Raw genomic sequence first — 18,639 nt, forward strand, 5'->3', positions numbered from 1 at the left:
GGCCCCCGCCCCTCACCCGAGGACATCCTGATGCTGCGATACATCGCCCTGCGCGGCCTGCTGGCCCTGCTTGTGGCCTTCACCGTTTCCCTGGCCGCCTTCCTGCTGCTGAACGTCGCCGCCGACCCGGCCCAGGCCATCGCCGGAGAGGACGCCACCCCCGAGGTGGTCGAGACGATCCGCGCCCGCTACGGCCTCGACCGGCCGCTGGCCGTGCGCTATGCCGACTGGCTGGGCGGCGTGGTCCAGGGCGATTTCGGCGAAAGCTATTACTGGCACAAGCCTGTGGCCTCGCTGGTCGCCGACCGCGCGGACGAGACCATCACCCTGGCCTTCTCGGCCCTGGCCGTGACCATCCTGATTGCCATTCCCCTGGGCGCACTGGCCGCCCTGAACCCCAATTCCTGGATCGACCGCCTGGCCCTTGGGGTCGCGGTCTCGGCCCAGGCGGTGCCGAATTTCTGGCTGGGGCTGATCATGATCATCCTCTTCGCGGTGATGATGCCGATCTTCCCGGTCTCGGGCGATGACAGCTGGCGCCACTTCGTCCTGCCGGCCTTCGTCCTGGGCGCCTCCTCCGTCCCGGCGGTCATGCGCCTGACCCGGACCGGGCTGATCGAGGTGATGGGCGCCGATTATATCCGCACCGCACGCTCCAAGGGGTTTCGCGGCTGGCAACTGCTGCGCCGCCATGCCCTGCGCAACGCCATCCTGCCGGTGATCTCGGTCCTGGCGGTCCAGCTGGGGCAGAAGTTCGGCGGCTCCGTCATCACCGAAAGCATCTTTGCCATCAACGGCCTGGGACGGCTGGCGCTGGAAAGCATCCTGGGCGCGGATATCCCCACCGTGCAGATGCTGATCTTCGTCTTCGCCATCGTCTTTGTCGCCATGAACCTTCTGGCCGATATCCTGAACGCGGCCCTGGACCCGAGGATCCGGATCGGATGAGTACCACCGACACACCCCTGGCCCCCGTCGCCACCGACCGCGCCATGACCCCCGCCCAGATGTTCCGCCAGCGCATGTTCGGCCATCGCGGCTTTCTGCTGGGCGCCGGGCTGATCCTGCTGATCGTGCTGATCGCCATCTTCGCCCCGCTGCTGGCGCCCCATGATCCCTTCGCGCAAACCCTGTCGGCCCGGATGCGGCCCCCCGTCTGGTCCGAGGGCGGCAGCTGGGATTACATCCTGGGCACCGATCAGAACGGCCGCGATTACCTGTCGCGTTTGATCTACGGCACCCGCGTGTCGATCACCATCGGCCTTGGCGCCGCCACCGTGGGGATGCTGATCGGCGTGACCCTGGGCGTGCTGGCGGGCTATTTCGGCGGCTGGATCGACCACGGCATCAGCTTCCTTCTGACCGCCCAGCTGGCCCTGCCCGGCCTCCTGCTGGCCATGGCGCTGGTCTTCATCATCGGCCCCTCGATCTGGGTCGTGATCGGCATCGTCGGGGTGCTGCACTGGACCTATTACCTGGTGGTCACCCGCGCCGCGACACAGCGCATCCGGTCCCAGGATTTCGTCGCCGCCGCCGCCGCCTCGGGCGCGACCTCTCGGCAGATCATCTGGCACGAGATCCTGCCCAATCTGCTGAGCCAGATCATCGTGATCTTCACCTTCGAACTGGGCATCGCGATCCTCGCCGAAAGCTCTCTGTCCTTCCTCGGCGTCGGCATCCAGCCTCCGACGCCGTCCTGGGGCCTGATGATCGCCGAGGGCAAACAGGCCATGTTCTATCGTCCCTGGCTGGTGATCCTGCCCGGTATCTGCCTGTTCCTGCTGGTCATCGGCGCCAACCTGATGGGCGACGGGCTACGCGACATCACCTCGCCGGAGGGCCGCAACGAATGACGCTTCTCGATATCCAGAACCTCGACATCACCCTGACGCTGCCCAATGGGCCCCTGCATGTGGTCCGCGACGTCTCGCTGACCCTCGCGCGCGGCGAAGCCCTGGGCATCGTCGGCGAAAGCGGCTCGGGCAAATCCATGACGGCGCTGGCGCTGATGCGACTGCTGCCGCGCAGCGCCAGCTGTACCGCCGCGCGCATGGCCTTTGACGGTCAGGATCTGCCCAGCCTGGAGGACGCGACCTTTGCCGCCGCCATCCCCGGCCCCAAGATCGGCATGATCTTTCAGGAACCGATGACCTCGCTCAACCCGGTCTACACCATCGGCCGCCAGATGACCGAGGCGGCGGTGGCACGTGGCCTGCTTTCGGTCCCCGAGGCCCGGCAGAAGGCCGTGGTCCTGCTGGACCGCGTCGGCATCCCCGATCCGCAGGACCGCATGGCGCAGTACCCGCACCAGCTGTCTGGCGGGCAACGCCAGCGGGTGATGATCGCCATGACCCTGATGCTGGACCCGGACCTGCTGATCGCGGATGAGCCGACCACGGCGCTGGACGTGACCGTTCAGGCGCAGATCCTCGACCTGCTGGACGACCTGCGGCGCGAACGCCAGATGGGGCTGATCCTGATCTCGCATGACCTGGCGGTGGTGGCGCAGCGCACCGACCGCGTGGCGGTCATGTACATGGGCGAGCTGGTCGAACAGGGCCAGGCGCAGGACGTGCTGTTCCAGCCCCGGCACGACTACACCAAGGCCCTGCTGGCCGCGATCCCACGCCTGGACGGACCGCCGCGCCACGCCGAGGCCCGCCCGGCGACGGATGAGGTTATCGCCGCCCGCGACGTCACCCGCCGCTTCACCTCGCGCAAGGGGCTTTTCGGGCCGAAACGCGAGACCCTGGCCCTGGACGGGGTCAGCCTGTCGGTGAAACGCGGGGAAACCTTGGCGCTGATCGGCGAAAGCGGTTCCGGCAAGTCGACCCTGGCGCGGATCCTGCTGGGCCTCGACCAGCCCGACGCGGGCGAGGTGCGGATGCTGGACCGCCCGGTGGCCGAGCTGGCGCCCACGGACCGCGCCGCCTTCGTGCAGCCGGTCTTCCAAGATCCCTATACCTCGCTCAACCCGCGCCGCCGCCTGGCCGAGATCATCGCCCGCCCGCTGGTGCTGCGCGACGAGGGCGACCGGGCCTCGCGCCTGGCCGCCGTGGAAGAGGCGATGGAACGCGTCCGCCTGCCCGCCCGGCTGCTGCACGCCTATCCCTCGCAGCTGTCCGGCGGCCAGCGCCAGCGGGTGGCCATCGCGCGCGCGCTGGTCACACGGCCCCAGGCGCTGATCTGCGACGAACCGACCTCGGCGCTGGATGTCTCGGTGCAGGCGCAGATCCTGGATCTGCTGGACGAGTTGCGCCGCGACATGGGGCTGACCTGCCTGCTGGTGACCCATGACATGGCCGTGGTGCACGAGGTGGCCGACCGGATCGCGGTCATGTACCGGGGCCGGATCGTCGAGGAAGGCACCGCCGAGGCCGTCCTGTCCAATCCCACCAACGATTACACCGCCCGGCTTCTGGCCGCGGCGCCGCGGTTCGGTGAAACCGCTGAAGACAGGCAGGTGGCCCGATGAAGCTGAACACCCCTGAACTGACCCCCCGGACCCTTTTTGCCCGGGAAACCCTGTGGCAATCCTGGCTGGACGTCGAGGCGGCCCTGGCCGAGGTCCAGGCGGATATGGGGATCATCCCGGACACGGCCGCCCAGGGCATCCGCGCGGCCGCCCGGCTGGACCGGATCGGCATCGCGGCGCTGGAGGCCGACATCGCCGTCACCCATGCGCCGATCCTGTCGCTGACCCGCCTGCTGGCCCAGGCCGCAGGCGAGGCCGGCGCCTATGTCCACTGGGGCGCGACCACCCAGAACGTGATGCAAACGGGCCGGATCCTGCTGATCCGCGAGGCCGACCAGGCGATCCGCCGGGCGTTGGCGGGGGCGCTTGGCCAGTTGGGCCAGATGGCCGAAACCCATGCCGAGACTCTCATGCCTGGGCGCACCAACCGAATGCACGCCCTGCCGATCACCTTCGGCTTCAAGGTGGCGGGCTGGATCGAGGAGTTGACCCGCGCCCTCGACCGGCTGGACGGCGGCGGGCGGCGGCAGTTCGTCCTGCCCTTCGGCGGCGCGGTCGGTGCCATGCACGCCTTCGGCCCCGAGGGGAAAGAGCTGAACACCCGCCTCGCCGCCCGCTTCGGGCTGGCGCCGCTGCTGGTGCCGGGCCGCACGATCAACGACATCTTCGCCGACTACATCGTGCAGCTGTCCCTGCTGGCCATGTCGCTGGAACGTATCGCTTCCGAGCTATACCTGCTGATGACCGAAGAGATCGGCGAGATTTCCGAAAGACTGGATGCGGGCACCGTCGGGTCTTCGACCATGCCGCACAAGGTGAACCCGAAATATGTCGTCCGGGTGCTGGCCGATGCGGCGGAACTGCGCGGCCTGGCGGCGCCTGCGATGGAAACCGGGCGCTCCAGCCACGAGGGCGACAGCGCCACCAACCAGCTGCTGAGTTCCATCATGGATCGCGCCATTCCCCTGGCCTGGGAGATGTGCGAGCGGTTCGAGGGGTTGATGGGCCGGATCGCCGTCAACGTCCCGCGCATGGCGCAGAACGCCGCGTTGACCGGCGGGGCCATCGCCACGGAAAACCTGATGATGCTGCTGGCCCCCCGCACCGGGCGCGCCCGCGCCCATGACCTGATCCACCATGCGCTGGACCACCCCGCCCCCGGGGGAACGCTGGCCGAAACCCTACTGGCAGATGCCGAGATCGCAGCGCTGCTCTCGGCGGACGAGGTCACCGCAGCGCTGGACCCGGCGAGCTATTGCGGCGACAGCCAACGCATCGCCCTGGAGGCGGCAGAGCTGGCCCGGGATCACGCCGCAAGGCTGCGCGCTCAGATCAGGTAGACCATCTCGGCGAACTGGGGATCCTCGGCGCGGCGGGCCTCCACATGGGCGCTGAGCGCGTCGAGGAAGACCTCGCACAGCTCGGCCCGGGGGCCCTTGGCGTGCAGGCTGGCATAGGTGATCCAGTGATCCCCCTCCAGCGGGCGCAGCACAAGGCCGTCGCGGGCCGAGGCCGGCAGGGTCAGCTGGTCGATCAGCGTCAGGCCCAGCCCGTGGCGCACCATCTCGACCGTCACCAGGGTCGAGCCGGTCTCGAAGGCGACGCGCGCGCGCAGGCCCGCCTCGCCCATGGCCTCATCCAGCCGGTCGCGCCAGCGTTGGCCCACGGCCAGCGTGACCAGCGGCACCTCCGACAGGGCTTTCAGACTGACCTCCCGCTGGGCTGCGAGCGGGTGATCCGCTGGCATCAGCACGGACAGCCGTGAGCGCAGCACCGGCATGGCGTCCACCGGGATGATCCGGTTCTCCATCGGCAGCGAGATCAGGCCGATGTTGTAGCCCCGCGCGGCCACCTTGCTTTCGATCTCGAAGCGGGTTTCGACGTGCAGGGTACAGCGGATATCGGGGTTCAGCTTGCGGATCTCGGCGATGGTGGGCACCACCAGCCCGTTGGCCAGCGGCGCGGCGGTGACCACCGACAGCCAGTTGCGGCTGCGGTCGCGCAGGTCGCGGGCAATCAGCGGGATCTCGTCGATCCCGTCCAGGGTGTTGGAAATCTGCTGGTAGAACAGCGCCCCTTCCTCGGTCAGCGACAGATTGCGCCGCGAGCGCGAGAACAGCGTGAGCGACAACTGTTCCTCCAGCTGCGACAGCAGGCGGCTGGCAGCGGAGGAGGACAGGTTCACCTTCTCTGCCGCTTCCGCCAGCGATCCGGTGGCGACGACCAGCCGGAAAAGACGCAACCCCTTGATGTTCATCCGGCCCCACCCTTTCGTTTTCCACAACAGACTGGACCGAAGCAGCGAATGGTGCAAGCGTGGACGACGAGGGCGCAGGCGCTCCGGCTCACATGCGACGGTCAGAACAGCCGCCTACCCGGGCGCAGGTGTTTCCCCGGGACAACGTCCAGGCCTGCGACGAGAGCGCCCGAACACGCCCCCCTTCTGCGACATCTCCGCAAGGACAAGCGAAACCAGCCCTGCCCCAAGGGGCGGAGAGCCCCTTTCGCGGCGGATTGCCTGGGGATGGGTCCGGATGCGGCACCCCCTTGGCGCGATGCCTATCGCGCACCAATGCATGAAGACCACCGAAGCCTAGCCTGCGAGACGGAATCCCAGGTGGCTGGACGTGGCCGTCACGTGGTTCGACGTGCGCGCAGAGACCCTGTAGCGGTTGCAATAACTTGCGTGGCACAGATACGAGCCACCGCGCATGGACCGGATCGCAGGGTCGTCCCGCCAGGGCGAGGCCGTCCATTCCCAGACGTTCCCCAGCATGTTGAACAAACCATAGCCGTTGGCGGGAAAGCTCTCGGCGGGGGCCGTCGCAAGCCAGCCGTCCTCGCCGGTGTTGCTGTCGGGGAAGCGGCCTTGCCAGATGTTGCACATATGAATGCCATTCGGATGCAGGGCGTTGCCCCAGGCATAGATCGCCCGGTCCAACCCGCCACGCGCCGCCACTTCCCACTCTGCTTCGGTCGGCAGGCGTTTGCCGTGATAGGCCGCGAAGGCTTCGGCGTCGCGATGCGAGACATGGACGACCGGGTGATCGGCGCGCGACAGCAGGGTGCTGCCCGGCCCGTCGGGGCGCTGCCAGGAGGCGCCCGCCACGGGCAGCCACCATTCCGGCGCGGTCGCATCCGCGCCTTCGAAGACCCTGGCCTCTGGATGCATCTGTGGTGCAAAGACGAAAGACCATCCGAGCGCCTCGGCGTCGGTGACATAGCCGGTCGCGGCGACGAAACGCGCGAAGTCCGCATTGGTGACGGTCGTCTTCGATATCTGGAACTCGGGCAGAGAGATCCTTCGCACGGGCCCTTCGTCGTCGCCGACATTGGCCTCGGGGCCCTCGTAGCCGATCACGTAGCCTCCCCCCGGGATCGTCACCATCCCATCGCCCCCGCTTGCGGCTGTCGCCGCCGCGGCAAAGGTCTGTGCCAGTGGCGATGGTGCCTGCGAACGCGAAGATTTTGGACTGCAACAGGACATTTCCGCGGCTCCTTGCTCGCTGGCTGGCAATTTACCTTGCCAGAGACATATTTCCGAAACAAGGTGGTAGGACGTCCTACCTCTCAAGGTGCGGCGCAAGAAAACCGGAGGCAGAGCGTGGCAAGCACCGTTGCAGAACACATCCTATCCTACATCTCCGAACAGGGGCTGGCCCCGGGCGACAAGCTGCCCGCAGAGATGGAGATGAGCCGCATCCTGGGCTTCAGCCGCAATTCGATGCGCGAAGCCTATTCGGACCTGATCGCCAAGTCGGTGATCAATCGAAAGCACGGCGTCGGCACCTTTGTCGCGGAACCGCCGATCTACAACTCGCCCGGTGTCACCTTCGGCTTCTGGCGGATGATTGAAGCGGCGGGCATGACCCCCGGCCTGACCGAGTTGGATCGTGGCCGCGTGACGCCGGACGACACGCTGATCAAACGCTTTGAATGGGACGCGCCCAGGCCGCTTGGCTATTTGCGCTGGCTCTTCCTTGCCAATGGCAAGCCTTGCGTGCTGATAGATCACTACATCCTGCCCGACGTCCCGATGGAGGCCTTCACGACGGACAAGGTCAACAACGTGCTTCCGCCGCTTCAGGATCACATCCAGACCGAAGGGGCCACCCTCGAAACCCTGAATTCGGCCGAACTGGCCCACCCGGATATCGCGGAGATCCTCCAGGTCGACAGCGGCACCGCCATCCTCAAGAACCTCGCCACGATCCGGTCGGGCGATGGCTCGGTGGCGCTGTGTTCAACCGGCTGGATGTCCCCCGCCATGGTCGTGGCGCGCAGCGTCACCCCGCTTTCACCCCTCGATTTCGTCAAGGCGCCGTAGAGCGTCCAACCCTCCAACAGGAATAGGAACACCCAAATGAGATTCGAACGTCTCTCGGGCGTGGCGGCCTCCGCCATGCTACTGGCCTCGCTTGGCCAATCGGCCCTGGCCGATGACATGACCACCGTCCGCTTCGGGGTCGACCCCTACACCACCGGCTCGCAGATCTGGGTCGCCCAGGACATGGGCTTTTTCGAAGACCAGGGGATCGACGCCCAGATCACCACCTTTGCAACCGGGGTCGAGGCGATCGACTCGATGATCGTCGGGCGGGCCGATCTGGCCGTGGGCCTGGACTTCCCGACCGTGACCCGCGCCACCAATGGCCGGCTGACGGTTCTGGCGGGCATCTTCCGCGCCAATCCCGGCTGGCACAAGCTGGTGGTCGCCGACGAGATCAAATCCGCCGCCGACCTTGCGGGCAAGAAGATCGGGATCGCCACCGGCACGCTGGAACACCTGGTGACCGTCAAGTACCTCGAAGCCAACGGCCTGAGCCAGGACGATGTCGAACTGGTCGGCTTTACCAGCCTGGTCGAGCTGGTCGCCTCGCTGAAATCGGGCCGCATCGACGCGTCGTTCGTCTGGGCAGACGGCACCGACAAGTCGATCGAGGATGGCGAGCATTATGTGCTGGTCGACGACAGCGCCGCAGGCCTCAGTTCCAGCGCCTATATCACCGGCCTTACAAGTTTCGTCGAAGAGAACCCCGAGGCGGTGGTTGCGGTGCTCGAAGCGATGGACGCGGCCAGCGCCTATATCACCGAGAACCCGGAAGAGGCCGCCGCGATCATCGCGTCGCACACCCGCGCGCCGGAAGACGCGGTGCTTAGGCTCTTGGGATACAACACCTTCAAGCTGGCGCTGACCGAGTATGAACGCACGGGGTTCGAGGCGATCTCGGCCTTTGCCGCCGATACCATGAACGCGGATATCTCCTTCGATACCGTCGTCGTGCCCGACTACCTCATGCAGGTGTCGCCTGACGCCGTCCAGCTTGGGGAATGAGTGCGTGACGGACACCAAAGACACGGGCGGCCCCTTGGCCGCCCCGACCTCCCCTGCCGTCAGCTTTGACCGGGTGGGCATGGCCTATCCCGGTCAGGCCGCAGGCAGCGAGCTGATCCTGGCGGACCTGTCGCTGGACATCTCCGAGGGTGAGTTCTTCGTTCTTGTCGGTCCCAGCGGGTCGGGCAAGTCCACCCTGCTGAAGATCGTCGCGGGCACCGAAACCCAGACCGAGGGCCGGGTGACCGCCCATGGCGAAACGATCTCGGGCCCGAACCGGCGGCGCGGGATGGTCTTTCAATCCATCGACGACCCGCTGTTCGAATGGCTGACGGTGGAACAGAACGTGGGCTTCGGCCCCTCCGTGGCCCGGAAATCCAAATCCGAATGCGCCCGGATCGCCGCCGAGTACATCGCGCTTGTCGGCCTGAAAGGGCACGAGCACAAGTTCCCGCACGAATTGTCCGGTGGCATGAAGCAGCGGGTGCAGATCGCCCGCACCCTTGCCGCCGAGCCCGATCTTGTCCTCTTTGACGAACCCTTCGCCGCGCTCGACGCGCTGACCCGGCGGGTTCTGCAAAAGGAACTGATCTCGATCTGGCAGAAGACCGGCCGCACCATGGTCTATGTCACCCACGACATCCGCGAGGCGGTGATCCTGGGCCAGCGCGTCGCGGTGATGAGCCGGGGCCCCCGCGCCAACATCACCCGCAGCTACGACATCGACCTGCCCTATCCCCGCGATGACCTCGACGTGCGGTTTGCAGATGCCGTACGCGCCATCGAAGCCGATATCGAACGGGAATCCTCTACCCAATGGGACGAACTATGAAATCCGATTTCCTCTTGTCGGCGCTTAGCGTCTGCATCGTCCTGGTGCTGTGGCAGATCACCTCGATGTGGTTCATCGACGATACCTTCCTGCCCTCGCCCCTGGCGACCCTCGCCGCCACCTGGGAGCTGTTGTTGAACGGCACCCTGATATCCTCGATCCTGATTTCGATGATGCGTATCCTTGGCGGCTGGATCCTGGGCAGCGCGGTGGCCGTTCCCATCGGCCTTCTGGTGGGCTCGTCCAAGGCGACCCGCGCCATGGTCGACCCCTTCATCCACTTCTTCCGCTTCGTGCCCGCCATTGCCCTGGTCACCCTGTTCATCGTCTGGTTCGGCGTGGGCGAAATGTCGAAGATCCTGCTGATCGCCTATGCGACAGGGTTCATCGTGACGGTGAACACGGCCAGCGGCGTGGCCTCGATCTCGACCGACAAGATCAATGCCGCGAAATGCCTAGGCGCCTCGGCGACACAGGTGTTCTGGCGCTGCGTGATCCCGGCCTCGCTGCCCTCTATATACGTGGGTATGCGCCTGGCGCTGGCCTCGTCCTTCCTGGTGATCGTGGCGGCCGAGATGCTCGCCGCTGACAGCGGGCTTGGCTACATCATCTGGACCTCGCGCCTTTATTTCCAGGTCGACTGGATGTTCTCCGCCATTGTCGTGCTGGGCCTTCTGGGCTTCGGCACCGACCGGGCGTGGCGGCTGCTTGGGCGCACGCTTCTGAAACGTTACCTGCGGTCCATCACCGCCTATTGATCCGAAGGCCAAACCCATGACCCATTCCCCTCACCTCGGCCTGACGCATCACGAGTCCGAGCGGACCTACGCCGGGTTCCCGACCGCCGCTCCGGGCGCCCCCAACGTGATCTATGTGGTGCTCGACGACGTCGGCTATTCCGATCTCGGATGCTTCGGCTCTGGCATCGACACGCCGAATTTCGACAGCCTCGCCCAGGGCGGGCTGCGGTTTTCGAACTTCCACACGACGACGCTGTGTTCCCCGACACGCGCCTGCCTGCTGACCGGGCGCAATCACCATTCCGTCGGGATGCGCTACCTCTCGAATACCGACATGGGCTGGCCGTCTGGGCGGGGGGCGATCGACCACCGGGCGGGGACGCTCGCCGAAATGCTGCAATCGGACGGCTACGCCACCTTCGCGGTCGGCAAATGGCACCTTGCGCCGACCGAGCGCGCCAATGCCGCCGGTCCCTTCGACCAATGGCCCCTGGGGCGCGGGTTCGACCGGTTCTATGGCTTCATGAACGGCTCTACCGATCAGTATTACCCCGAGCTTTTCGAGGACAATCACCGCGTCGATCCCCCTGCCGCGCCCGAGGACGGCTATCACCTGTCGGACGATCTGGCCGACAAGGCGGTGCGCATGTTGTCGGATCAGGTCTCGATCTGGCCGGACAAGCCCTTCTTCCTCTACCTGTGCTACGGCGCGGGGCATTTTCCGCATCAGGCCCCGCAGGCCTGGCTGGACAAGTACCGGGGCCGGTTCTCGGACGGCTGGGACGAGGAACGCATCAAGCGGCTTGCCCGGCAGAAGGCCATGGGCCTTGTCCCCGACAACGCCGACCTGCCGCCCTCGAACCCCGGGGTCGAGGCCTGGGACAGCCTGAGCCCCGAACAGAAAGCCGTGGCCGAGCGCCTGCAAGAGGCCTATGCCGCGCTTCTGGATCACGCCGATCACAGCTTTGGCCGCGTGCTCGATTTTCTCGAACGGACCGGGCAGCGCGACAACACGATCATCGTCCTGATCTCCGACAACGGCGCCTCGGTGGATTGCGACCCGCCGGGGACCACCAACGTGATCCGCTGGTTCAACCAGATCCCCGAAACCTACGAGGACGGAACCCGCGACATCGACCTGATCGGCGGGCCGCGCAGCGCCACCAACTATCCCTGGGGCTGGGCCCAGGCCTCGAACACGCCGCTGAAACTGTTCAAGTCCTTCACCCATGGCGGCGGCGTCCGCGACCCGATGATCGTCAGCTGGCCAAAGGGCATCGCCGACGCGGGCGGGATGCGCCACCAGTTCACCCATGTGACCGACATCACCCCCACGATCCTGGACCTATGCGGCGTCAGCGCGCCCGACAGCATCAAGGGCGTGGCCCAGATGCCGATCCACGGCAAAAGCTTTGCCTATGCCTTCGACGAGCCCGATGCGCCGACCCAGAAGGAAACCCAGTATTTCGAGATGTACGGCCACCGTTCGGTCTGGCACCAGGGCTGGAAGGCGGTGACCAAGCACAAGACCGGCGATGACTTCACCGCCGAGGCCTGGGAGCTTTATCACCTTGACGAGGATTTCTCCGAGCTGAACGACCTTGCCGGGTCCGAGCCCGAGAAGCTGGCCGAGATGAAACAGCGTTGGTGGGCCGAGGCCGGTCGCTACGGCGTTCTGCCGCTCGACGACAGCGACGCCCTCTTCGCCCCGCCGCCGCGCCCCGGGGCCCCCAGATGGCGGGCCAGCTCGACCTATTACCCCCCCATTGCCACCATCCCCGCCGAGACCGCCCCCGTCCTGGCCGATGCCTCGCACCGCATCGACATCGACCTGGAGCGGCCCCTGGGCACGGAAGACGGCACGCTTCTGGCCTTCGGCAACTACGGCGGCGGCTACATGCTGGAAATCACCGGCAATCGGCTGATCTATATCTACAATTATGCCGGGCTGGAGGTGACACGCCTGACCTCGACCATCGCGATGCCCACCGGACGCAGCCAGCTGAGCATGGTCTTCACCCGGACGGGGCCACTCGCCGGCGAGGCCGAGCTGTTCATCGGCGGGCAACCCGCAGGCCGCGCCGCCATTCCGCGCACCCTCCTGCGCCCGTCGCTGACGGGGCTGACGCTGGGCCAGGACAACCTGCCCCCGGTCGACCCGGACCGCGAGGTGCAGCGCAACTTCACCGGTGTCCTGCACCGCGTCGACTTTCACGTCGAGCGCAATGCAGAGACTCTGCCCGACACGCTGGACGTCGACTGAACCGCCACTTGCGGTGTAGGGACCAACCCCCGGGGCACCGGACGCCCCCTCAGGCCCTCCGCCCACGGCGGAGGGGCAAAGCGTCGTCGTCGCGGACGCCGCGATGGCCGAAGCTCTGGCCTGGGGATCCCCCGGACGGTCTTGCAGAAGAATACCCGCAGGGTCGCCCCCACGCTGTCGCCAAGGGCACGCTGGCCGCAAATCCCCTGAAGGACAGTGTGGTCGCGCTGCGCCTCGGCGCGGCGCAAGCCGTGCTGAGCCTGGCCTCCGAGCGGCGCCTGTTCCCTCAAGTCGCGCATGATCAACTGCTCTTCATCCCGTCCCGACACGACAGAGGGCGCTTGATGAAGGCTCTGTCACAGCTTCTAGCCATTGCAGCACAGGACGCTGGCATCTTGGGAAGACCGGCTCGCGGCCCGCGCTCTTCCTCACCGAACGCCGCTGGCCCCCGGATGAAATCGGCGCCTGAAAGGGTCAAGAGAGCCTGGCAGGGATCGTGCAGAACAGGCGCGGCGCCAAGAAGAAGCACTCAGGAAAACGGATTGGGAGGTCCGGAGAAACCAGTCTGCAAGGTGCTGAAAAACGGAATAAATATCAGAAAACTGGCGCACCCGACAGGCTTCGAACCTATGGCCTCTGCCTTCGGAGGACACATTTTGCGTGGAGTTTCGCCATATGTTCCCGTTAAGACCCGCGTTGCTCCTGCAACGGATAGGCTTGCCCAGCCCGTTTCGGTTATCCCTCTGTCTTTCAAGACGTCTTGGAAGCAGTCGACACTTGGCGTTATGCTGTAGCCCGCACAAATGTTACGGAAGGGCTGAGAGCGGTCGTCCGCTGCGCCGAGCACGAACGGCAGCATGGCGCAAATGAGAGCGATTGCTGGTTACACGCGGCTAAGCGGAGTGGCCTGAAACCCTGCCCTGCCCCTCGAGTGAAATCACTTGCGCCAAAGGATTCCCAGGGCGCCAAGCCGCCTCCATGACTTGCCCAGGTCTTGATTGCGCATAACGTCAGACTTCGCCGAGACGCTCATTGGCTTCATCGATCAGCCGCAGACGTCGTTGGGCGTCTCTGCCGGCCTTCAGGGTCGTTTGCGTGACGATCCGATGGCAGACATTGACGACGGCGGCGTGGTTGAATTGCGGGCTTGAGGTTTCGATGCGGCATCGGAAATGCCAGTCGGCGCGATCATCTCGGCCGCTGCCGTCATCCGTGATCAGGGCAAGCGGTACGCCTATCCTGTCGAGTTCGGCGATCAGGGGCCCAGTGTTCGCGGCCCGGCGACGCAGGGCGACAAGGATGACCAGGTCGGACGGGCTGATCTCGGCGGTGTATTCGCCAAGGCTTTCGCCCGCCTGTGGAATCGCTGTCGCTGCGGGGACCACCTTGAGCAACTGCCAATACAGGTAGTCGGCGAAAACCCGGCTGATCCGGTATCCCACCAGCCAGACCCGACGGGCGGTCAAGATCGCATCGGCGAGCGTGTCCAGCTCCTCGGGGGCAATGCGATCAAGCGTCCAGACAATATTCGCCATCTCTTCTTTCAGGCTTTCGGTCAGCGCATTGGTCGGGCTGCCAGTTTCGGCATGGGCGATGAAGTGCCGCGAGCCGGTCTGCCGCTCGTCGCGCGCGGCGCGGCGGGCGGTTTCGTAGTTCTCGAACCCGATCCGGCGGACAAAGCGCGAAACCGTCGCCTTCGACACACCGCTGAGGCGTGCCAGCTCCTGCGCGTCATAGGAGGCAAGATCGCCCGGGAAGTCGAGCAGGAACGCGCCCAGCTTGCGCTCGGCTCGGTGCAGGTCCGGCATGGCATCGCGGATTCGCCCGAGGAAGGAAGCAGGGCGCGGTTCGTGAAACTGTGGTTCCATATCGCTACGCTGATCCATGTCGAGCGCGATGGCAAGCCAAAGTGGGCGGCGGCACGTCGATGTGGCGCTGTTTCCTCTTACCTTACTCGCAGAATATGACTCATCGCCGGGCAAATATCAGGCGGTGGCGGCATCATTTGCCCGCCAATTAGACGGAAATCTGGTTTCCAGCACCCCGCCTTAGGAAATTTGGGTTTCTTGTGTTGGCGCAATCCCTGCGGCGTGAAACGCTGTTTTCATAACAGAGAGGACCCTTCCGATGCTTCGCAGAACGCTTTTGACCACCGCCCTTGCCACCCTCGCTGTCGGCGCGCTGCCTGCAGCCGCGCAGACCGACTGGCCCGAACGCCCGGTCCGGATCATCGTGTCCTTCCCTCCGGGCGGATCGTCCGACCTCGTGGCGCGGCTCTTGTCCGAAAAGCTCTCCGCCAGTCTCGGCCAGCAATTCGTCGTCGAGAACAAACCCGGCGCGGCGGGCACAGTCGCGGCCTCGGCGCTTCAGCAGGCCGACGCGGACGGCTATACCTTGATGCTGTCAAACCTGACGCCGTTCAACGTGGCGCCGATCCGTTTTCCGGACACGCCCTATGATCCGATCGCGGATTTCGACCACATTACCTATATCGGCACGGTGCATCTGGGTCTTTTCGCCGCGCCGACCGTCGGCGCCGAGGACCTTTCCGGCTTGATCGAGATGGCCAAGGCTGACCCCGGCAAATACGAATACGGCAGTTCCGGCGTTGGCTCCTGGGGGCATATCATCGCCGAGCAGTTCCAGAAGGAAACCGGGGTCGAGCTGTTCCACATCCCCTACAAGGGCTCCGGCCCGATGCGGCTGGATTTCCGGGGAGGCGTTGTACCGATGATCTTTGACGCGGTTCCGCAAAACCTGCCCGCCGTCGAAGAAGGAACCGCGGTTCCGTTGGCGGTCTCGGCGCGCGAACGCATCGCATCCCTGCCGGACGTGCCGACCTTTACCGAGGCCGGCTATGACATCGTGGCCGAGAACTGGCTGGGCGTCAGCGCACCGGCAGGCGTGCCGGATGAGATCAAGGCGAAGCTCGACGCGGCCCTGGTCGAAGCCATGGAAAGCGCGGAGGTCATGGCGCAATTCGACAACTGGGGCCTGATCCGCGAACCGAAATCCAGCGCTGAATTCGCAGATTACGTGGCGGCGCAGCTGTCCAGCTGGACCCCGCTGGTCGAGGCTGCGACGCAATGAGCGCAACGATGAAGATCGCCGTCTTTTTCGTCGGCGAGGTCGAGGACGCGGGCTTCAACGCCAGCGCCCTCGCCGGGGCGACGCGCGCCGGGCAGGCAGATGGCGTGGAGATCACGCTCGTGTCTGGCGTGCGCTACGATCAGGATGAGATCCGCTACCGTCTGAACGAGGTTGTCCCGACGGTCGACGGCCTTGTCTTCATCGGTGGCCAGGGGAACATCACCACACCGGAAATTGCCGCGGCCTTTCCGGATAAGCGGTTCGCCATTGTTCAAGGCCAGAAGACCGGGCCGAACCTGGCCAGCTATGATGTGCGGCAAGAGGACTCGGCCTTTCTCGCCGGAGTGTTGGCGGCACATCTGACACGGACAGGCACGGTTGGCCACCTGTCGGGGCATCGCGTCCGGCCGGGACTGAAGGGGCGCGCGGCTTTTGTGGCGGGTGTGGCCCATGCCGCGCCGGATGTCACCGTTCTGACAGGCTTCTGCGGCACCCAGGACGACAGCAGCGTGACCCGAGCCTGGGCCGAGGCCGAGATCGCGGCGGGGGCGGATGTGATCTTCACCATGCTCAACGATGCGCGGCGCGGGGCGATCGAGGCCTGCCGCGCCGGAGGTGCCCGCCAGATCGGCAATGCCCTGGACTGGGTCGCGCGCGCGCCAGAGGTCTTCGTCGCCTCTGCCATGGCGCGGATCGACATCGGGGTTGAACAGGCCGTCGCAGATATGGTCGCGGGCCGCTTGCCCGAGCAGATCGTCGAGTTCGGTCTGGCGGATGGGGATGCCGTTTCGTTGCGGATGGGCAGCGATGTGCCCGAGGCCGCGGTCGCCGCAGTCGCCGAGGTGGCCGAGGCCATCCGCGCCGGGCGCATCACGGTGCCCGACAGTTATGACGGCCCCGAATTCCAACCGGATGCGGCACTATGCGACGACTGACCAGCCATCTTGGCCCGTTGATCCTGCTGGGGGCGGGGCTGTTTTTTGCCATCGGGTCTGTGACGTCACTGGATCTGGGATCATTCCGGCGCATGGGGCCCGGAGCGTTCCCGCTTCTGGTGGGTGGGCTTCTATGCCTGCTGGCGCTGATTGGTCTTTTGCAGAATTTGCGTGCGCCAAAGGCGGTGGACCACGCGGACCCGATGGCCGTGCTGGGCGTGTTCGGCGGCGTCGCGGCCTTTGCCTTTTTCACGCCGCTGACCGGCGTGTTGCCCGCAACCGCTGCGGCCGTGCTGGTGACGGGATCAGTCATCAAGGGGTTTCGTTGGCCGCTGAGGATCGCATTGGCCATCGGCGTTTCCGCGGGAGTTTGGCTGATCTTCGTAGAAGGTCTTGGCATTCCCTTCATCGCGATCCGGGGGCTCTGAGATGGAATTGCTAGACAACTTGATGCTGGGGCTGGCCACGGCGGCCACCGTGCAGAACCTGATGTATTGCTTCGTCGGCGTCTTTCTTGGCACCTTCATCGGCGTGCTGCCCGGGGTGGGACCGCTGGCAGCTGTCGCGATGCTGCTTCCGGTGTCGTTCTACCTGCCTCCAGAGACCGCGCTGGTGATGCTGGCCGGGGTCTATTACGGCGCGGAATATGGCGGGTCGATTGCGTCGATCCTGCTGAACATCCCAGGCACGCCTTCGGCCTCTGTGACCTGCCTCGATGGCTACCCTATGGCGCAGCAGGGCCGCGCGGGAGTGGCCCTGTTTGCAACGGCCATGGCTTCGATGGTCGGTGCCCTTTTCGGCGTCGTGGTGATGGTGCTGCTGTCGCCCAGACTGGCGGAATTCGCGTTGCTCTTCCAGCCGGCCGAGTATTTCTCGGTCATGGTGCTGGGGCTGGTCGCGGCCTCCATCGTCAGCTCATCCGGCGCTGTGCGTGGGTTGATGATGGTCTGTCTCGGCATTCTTTTGGGCACCATCGGCGTCGATGTGAATTCAGGTGAGACACGATTCACCGGCGGCATTCCGCAACTGCGTGACGGGGTGTCGCTGGTCGTGGTCGCCATGGGGCTTTTCGGCATATCCGAGGTCATGGTGTCGCTGCGCGGCACGACGCAAAGCTACGCGGGCGCAGGACTGGCTGGCAGCATGTTCCCCACATTGGCCGAATGGCGGCGCAGCGCGATGCCGGCGCTGCGCGGCTCTGCCATCGGCAGTTTCTTCGGAACGCTTCCGGGGACCGGACAGACCGTGGCCAGCTTTGTCGGCTACGCGCTGGAAAAGCGGGTGAACCGCAACCGCGATCAATTCGGCAAAGGTGCGATTGAAGGTGTGGTGGTCCCGGAGGCGGCCAACAATGCCGCCGCGCAGACCGCCTTCATCCCGACGCTGACTCTGGGCATTCCGGGCTCGACAACCATGGCGCTGATGCTGGGCGCGCTGATGATCCACGGCATCACGCCGGGGCCGCGCCTGATCGCGGAACACCCCGAGCTGTTCTGGGGGCTCGTTGTCAGTTTCGTCTTCGGCAATATCTTCCTGCTTATCCTCAACATCCCGTTGATCGGGATCTGGGTGCGGCTGCTGCGCGTGCCGCATTATTTCCTCTATCCCACCGTCATCGTGCTGATATGCGTGGGCGTCTATTCGATCTCGAACTCTCTGATGGATGTCTGGGCGACATTGGTCTTTGGTCTTATCGGCTACGTGTTGCGCCTTTTCAGGTTCGAACCGGCACCGCTGCTGATCGGCTTTGTCCTGGGGCCGATGATGGAAGAGTTCTTTCGCCGAGCGATGCTGCTGTCTCGTGGCGACCCTGCCGTCTTCGTGACGCGCCCGGGAAGCGCCGCGCTGCTTTCGGCGGCGGTGATCCTGCTGGCGGCGTCGCTGATCCCGTGGAAACGATGGCTGTTACGCGGCAAGGGGGCATCAGGGTCGGGACAAGAGGACGGCGCATGAGGCTTTACTGGCTCCC

The 18,639-nt window shown here is 65.6% G+C and carries 16 protein-coding genes; 13 read left to right on the plus strand and 3 right to left on the minus strand.

Going from position 1 to position 18,639, the window contains the following annotated elements; all coding sequences use genetic code 11:
* Positions 1 to 30 precede the first annotated feature (30 nt).
* The 4 genes from ACRARE_RS08925 to ACRARE_RS08940 are packed head-to-tail and all read left to right on the plus strand — an operon-like array spanning position 31 to position 4,815.
* Entirely contained in the window at positions 31 to 948 is a 918-nt protein-coding gene (locus tag ACRARE_RS08925; RefSeq protein ID WP_432656081.1) for an ABC transporter permease, read from the plus strand.
* Positions 945 to 1,853 carry an ABC transporter permease gene (locus ACRARE_RS08930; protein ID WP_432656082.1) on the plus strand — a complete coding sequence of 303 codons (909 nt, stop codon included), beginning with the start codon at positions 945 to 947 and terminating at the stop codon, positions 1,851 to 1,853. The genes ACRARE_RS08925 and ACRARE_RS08930 overlap by 4 nt, the downstream gene beginning before the upstream one ends.
* Positions 1,850 to 3,475 carry a dipeptide ABC transporter ATP-binding protein gene (locus ACRARE_RS08935; protein WP_432656083.1) on the plus strand — a complete coding sequence of 542 codons (1,626 nt, stop codon included), beginning with the start codon at positions 1,850 to 1,852 and terminating at the stop codon, positions 3,473 to 3,475. The genes ACRARE_RS08930 and ACRARE_RS08935 overlap by 4 nt, the downstream gene beginning before the upstream one ends.
* Positions 3,472 to 4,815, plus strand: a complete 1,344-nt coding sequence (locus ACRARE_RS08940) for a lyase family protein (RefSeq protein ID WP_432656084.1) — start codon at positions 3,472 to 3,474, stop codon at positions 4,813 to 4,815. Before ACRARE_RS08935 ends, ACRARE_RS08940 begins: the two co-directional genes overlap by 4 nt.
* On the opposite strand, the gene ACRARE_RS08945 is transcribed toward ACRARE_RS08940, so the two are convergent.
* Positions 4,803 to 5,732, minus strand: coding sequence for a LysR family transcriptional regulator (locus ACRARE_RS08945; protein WP_432656085.1), 930 nt, complete (start codon positions 5,730 to 5,732; stop codon positions 4,803 to 4,805). The two genes, ACRARE_RS08940 and ACRARE_RS08945, sit on opposite strands and share 13 nt — an antisense overlap.
* 336 nt (positions 5,733 to 6,068) lie before the next feature.
* On the minus strand, positions 6,069 to 6,962 hold the full coding sequence (locus ACRARE_RS08950; protein WP_511261925.1) for a formylglycine-generating enzyme family protein: 894 nt from the start codon (positions 6,960 to 6,962) through the stop codon (positions 6,069 to 6,071).
* A 117-nt stretch (positions 6,963 to 7,079) separates the two neighbouring features.
* On the opposite strand from ACRARE_RS08950, the gene ACRARE_RS08955 reads away from it, so the two are divergent.
* The 5 genes from ACRARE_RS08955 to ACRARE_RS08975 are packed head-to-tail and all read left to right on the plus strand — an operon-like array spanning position 7,080 to position 12,645.
* Entirely contained in the window at positions 7,080 to 7,802 is a 723-nt protein-coding gene (locus ACRARE_RS08955; RefSeq protein WP_432656087.1) for a GntR family transcriptional regulator, read from the plus strand.
* Between the two features lie 36 nt (positions 7,803 to 7,838).
* A complete protein-coding gene (locus ACRARE_RS08960; RefSeq protein WP_432656088.1) occupies positions 7,839 to 8,810 on the plus strand; it encodes an ABC transporter substrate-binding protein in 972 nt (323 codons plus the stop codon).
* A gap of 4 nt (positions 8,811 to 8,814) precedes the next feature.
* Positions 8,815 to 9,642 (plus strand): ABC transporter ATP-binding protein, encoded by an 828-nt coding sequence (locus ACRARE_RS08965; protein ID WP_432656089.1) that lies wholly within the window; start codon positions 8,815 to 8,817, stop codon positions 9,640 to 9,642.
* Entirely contained in the window at positions 9,639 to 10,400 is a 762-nt protein-coding gene (locus ACRARE_RS08970; protein ID WP_432656090.1) for an ABC transporter permease, read from the plus strand. The genes ACRARE_RS08965 and ACRARE_RS08970 overlap by 4 nt, the downstream gene beginning before the upstream one ends.
* A 16-nt stretch (positions 10,401 to 10,416) precedes the next feature.
* A complete protein-coding gene (locus ACRARE_RS08975) occupies positions 10,417 to 12,645 on the plus strand; it encodes an arylsulfatase (RefSeq protein ID WP_432656091.1) in 2,229 nt (742 codons plus the stop codon).
* A 1,010-nt stretch (positions 12,646 to 13,655) separates the two neighbouring features.
* On the opposite strand, the gene ACRARE_RS08980 is transcribed toward ACRARE_RS08975, so the two are convergent.
* Entirely contained in the window at positions 13,656 to 14,513 is an 858-nt protein-coding gene (locus tag ACRARE_RS08980; protein ID WP_432656092.1) for a MurR/RpiR family transcriptional regulator, read from the minus strand.
* Positions 14,514 to 14,772: 259 nt separating this feature from the next.
* Between ACRARE_RS08980 and ACRARE_RS08985 the strand changes: the two genes are divergently transcribed.
* Genes ACRARE_RS08985 through ACRARE_RS09000 form a run of 4 tightly spaced genes read left to right on the plus strand, consistent with a single transcriptional unit; the run spans position 14,773 to position 18,623 of the window.
* Positions 14,773 to 15,735, plus strand: a complete 963-nt coding sequence (locus ACRARE_RS08985; protein ID WP_432656093.1) for a Bug family tripartite tricarboxylate transporter substrate binding protein — start codon at positions 14,773 to 14,775, stop codon at positions 15,733 to 15,735.
* The gene (locus tag ACRARE_RS08990; protein WP_432656094.1) at positions 15,732 to 16,670 is read left to right on the plus strand and encodes a BMP family protein; all 939 of its coding nucleotides are present in this window, start codon (positions 15,732 to 15,734) and stop codon (positions 16,668 to 16,670) included. Before ACRARE_RS08985 ends, ACRARE_RS08990 begins: the two co-directional genes overlap by 4 nt.
* Positions 16,658 to 17,098 (plus strand): tripartite tricarboxylate transporter TctB family protein, encoded by a 441-nt coding sequence (locus ACRARE_RS08995; protein ID WP_432656095.1) that lies wholly within the window; start codon positions 16,658 to 16,660, stop codon positions 17,096 to 17,098. Before ACRARE_RS08990 ends, ACRARE_RS08995 begins: the two co-directional genes overlap by 13 nt.
* A gap of 1 nt (position 17,099) precedes the next feature.
* On the plus strand, positions 17,100 to 18,623 hold the full coding sequence (locus tag ACRARE_RS09000; protein WP_432656096.1) for a tripartite tricarboxylate transporter permease: 1,524 nt from the start codon (positions 17,100 to 17,102) through the stop codon (positions 18,621 to 18,623).
* The last annotated feature ends 16 nt before the right edge of the window (positions 18,624 to 18,639 follow it).

This window comes from Pseudooceanicola aquaeponti (assembly GCF_050897975.1).
Classification (GTDB): Bacteria; Pseudomonadota; Alphaproteobacteria; order Rhodobacterales; family Rhodobacteraceae; genus Pseudooceanicola.

Coding starts and splice junctions, on each gene's coding strand:
- ACRARE_RS08925 (WP_432656081.1), top strand. CDS start 31: ATGCTGCGATACATCGCCCTGCGCGGCCTGCTGGCCCTGCTTGTGGCC.
- ACRARE_RS08930 (WP_432656082.1), top strand. CDS start 945: ATGAGTACCACCGACACACCCCTGGCCCCCGTCGCCACCGACCGCGCC.
- ACRARE_RS08935 (WP_432656083.1), top strand. CDS start 1,850: ATGACGCTTCTCGATATCCAGAACCTCGACATCACCCTGACGCTGCCC.
- ACRARE_RS08940 (WP_432656084.1), top strand. CDS start 3,472: ATGAAGCTGAACACCCCTGAACTGACCCCCCGGACCCTTTTTGCCCGG.
- ACRARE_RS08945 (WP_432656085.1), bottom strand. CDS start 5,732: ATGAACATCAAGGGGTTGCGTCTTTTCCGGCTGGTCGTCGCCACCGGA.
- ACRARE_RS08950 (WP_511261925.1), bottom strand. CDS start 6,962: ATGTCCTGTTGCAGTCCAAAATCTTCGCGTTCGCAGGCACCATCGCCA.
- ACRARE_RS08960 (WP_432656088.1), top strand. CDS start 7,839: ATGAGATTCGAACGTCTCTCGGGCGTGGCGGCCTCCGCCATGCTACTG.
- ACRARE_RS08970 (WP_432656090.1), top strand. CDS start 9,639: ATGAAATCCGATTTCCTCTTGTCGGCGCTTAGCGTCTGCATCGTCCTG.
- ACRARE_RS08975 (WP_432656091.1), top strand. CDS start 10,417: ATGACCCATTCCCCTCACCTCGGCCTGACGCATCACGAGTCCGAGCGG.
- ACRARE_RS08980 (WP_432656092.1), bottom strand. CDS start 14,513: ATGGAACCACAGTTTCACGAACCGCGCCCTGCTTCCTTCCTCGGGCGA.
- ACRARE_RS08985 (WP_432656093.1), top strand. CDS start 14,773: ATGCTTCGCAGAACGCTTTTGACCACCGCCCTTGCCACCCTCGCTGTC.
- ACRARE_RS08990 (WP_432656094.1), top strand. CDS start 15,732: ATGAGCGCAACGATGAAGATCGCCGTCTTTTTCGTCGGCGAGGTCGAG.
- ACRARE_RS08995 (WP_432656095.1), top strand. CDS start 16,658: ATGCGACGACTGACCAGCCATCTTGGCCCGTTGATCCTGCTGGGGGCG.
- ACRARE_RS09000 (WP_432656096.1), top strand. CDS start 17,100: ATGGAATTGCTAGACAACTTGATGCTGGGGCTGGCCACGGCGGCCACC.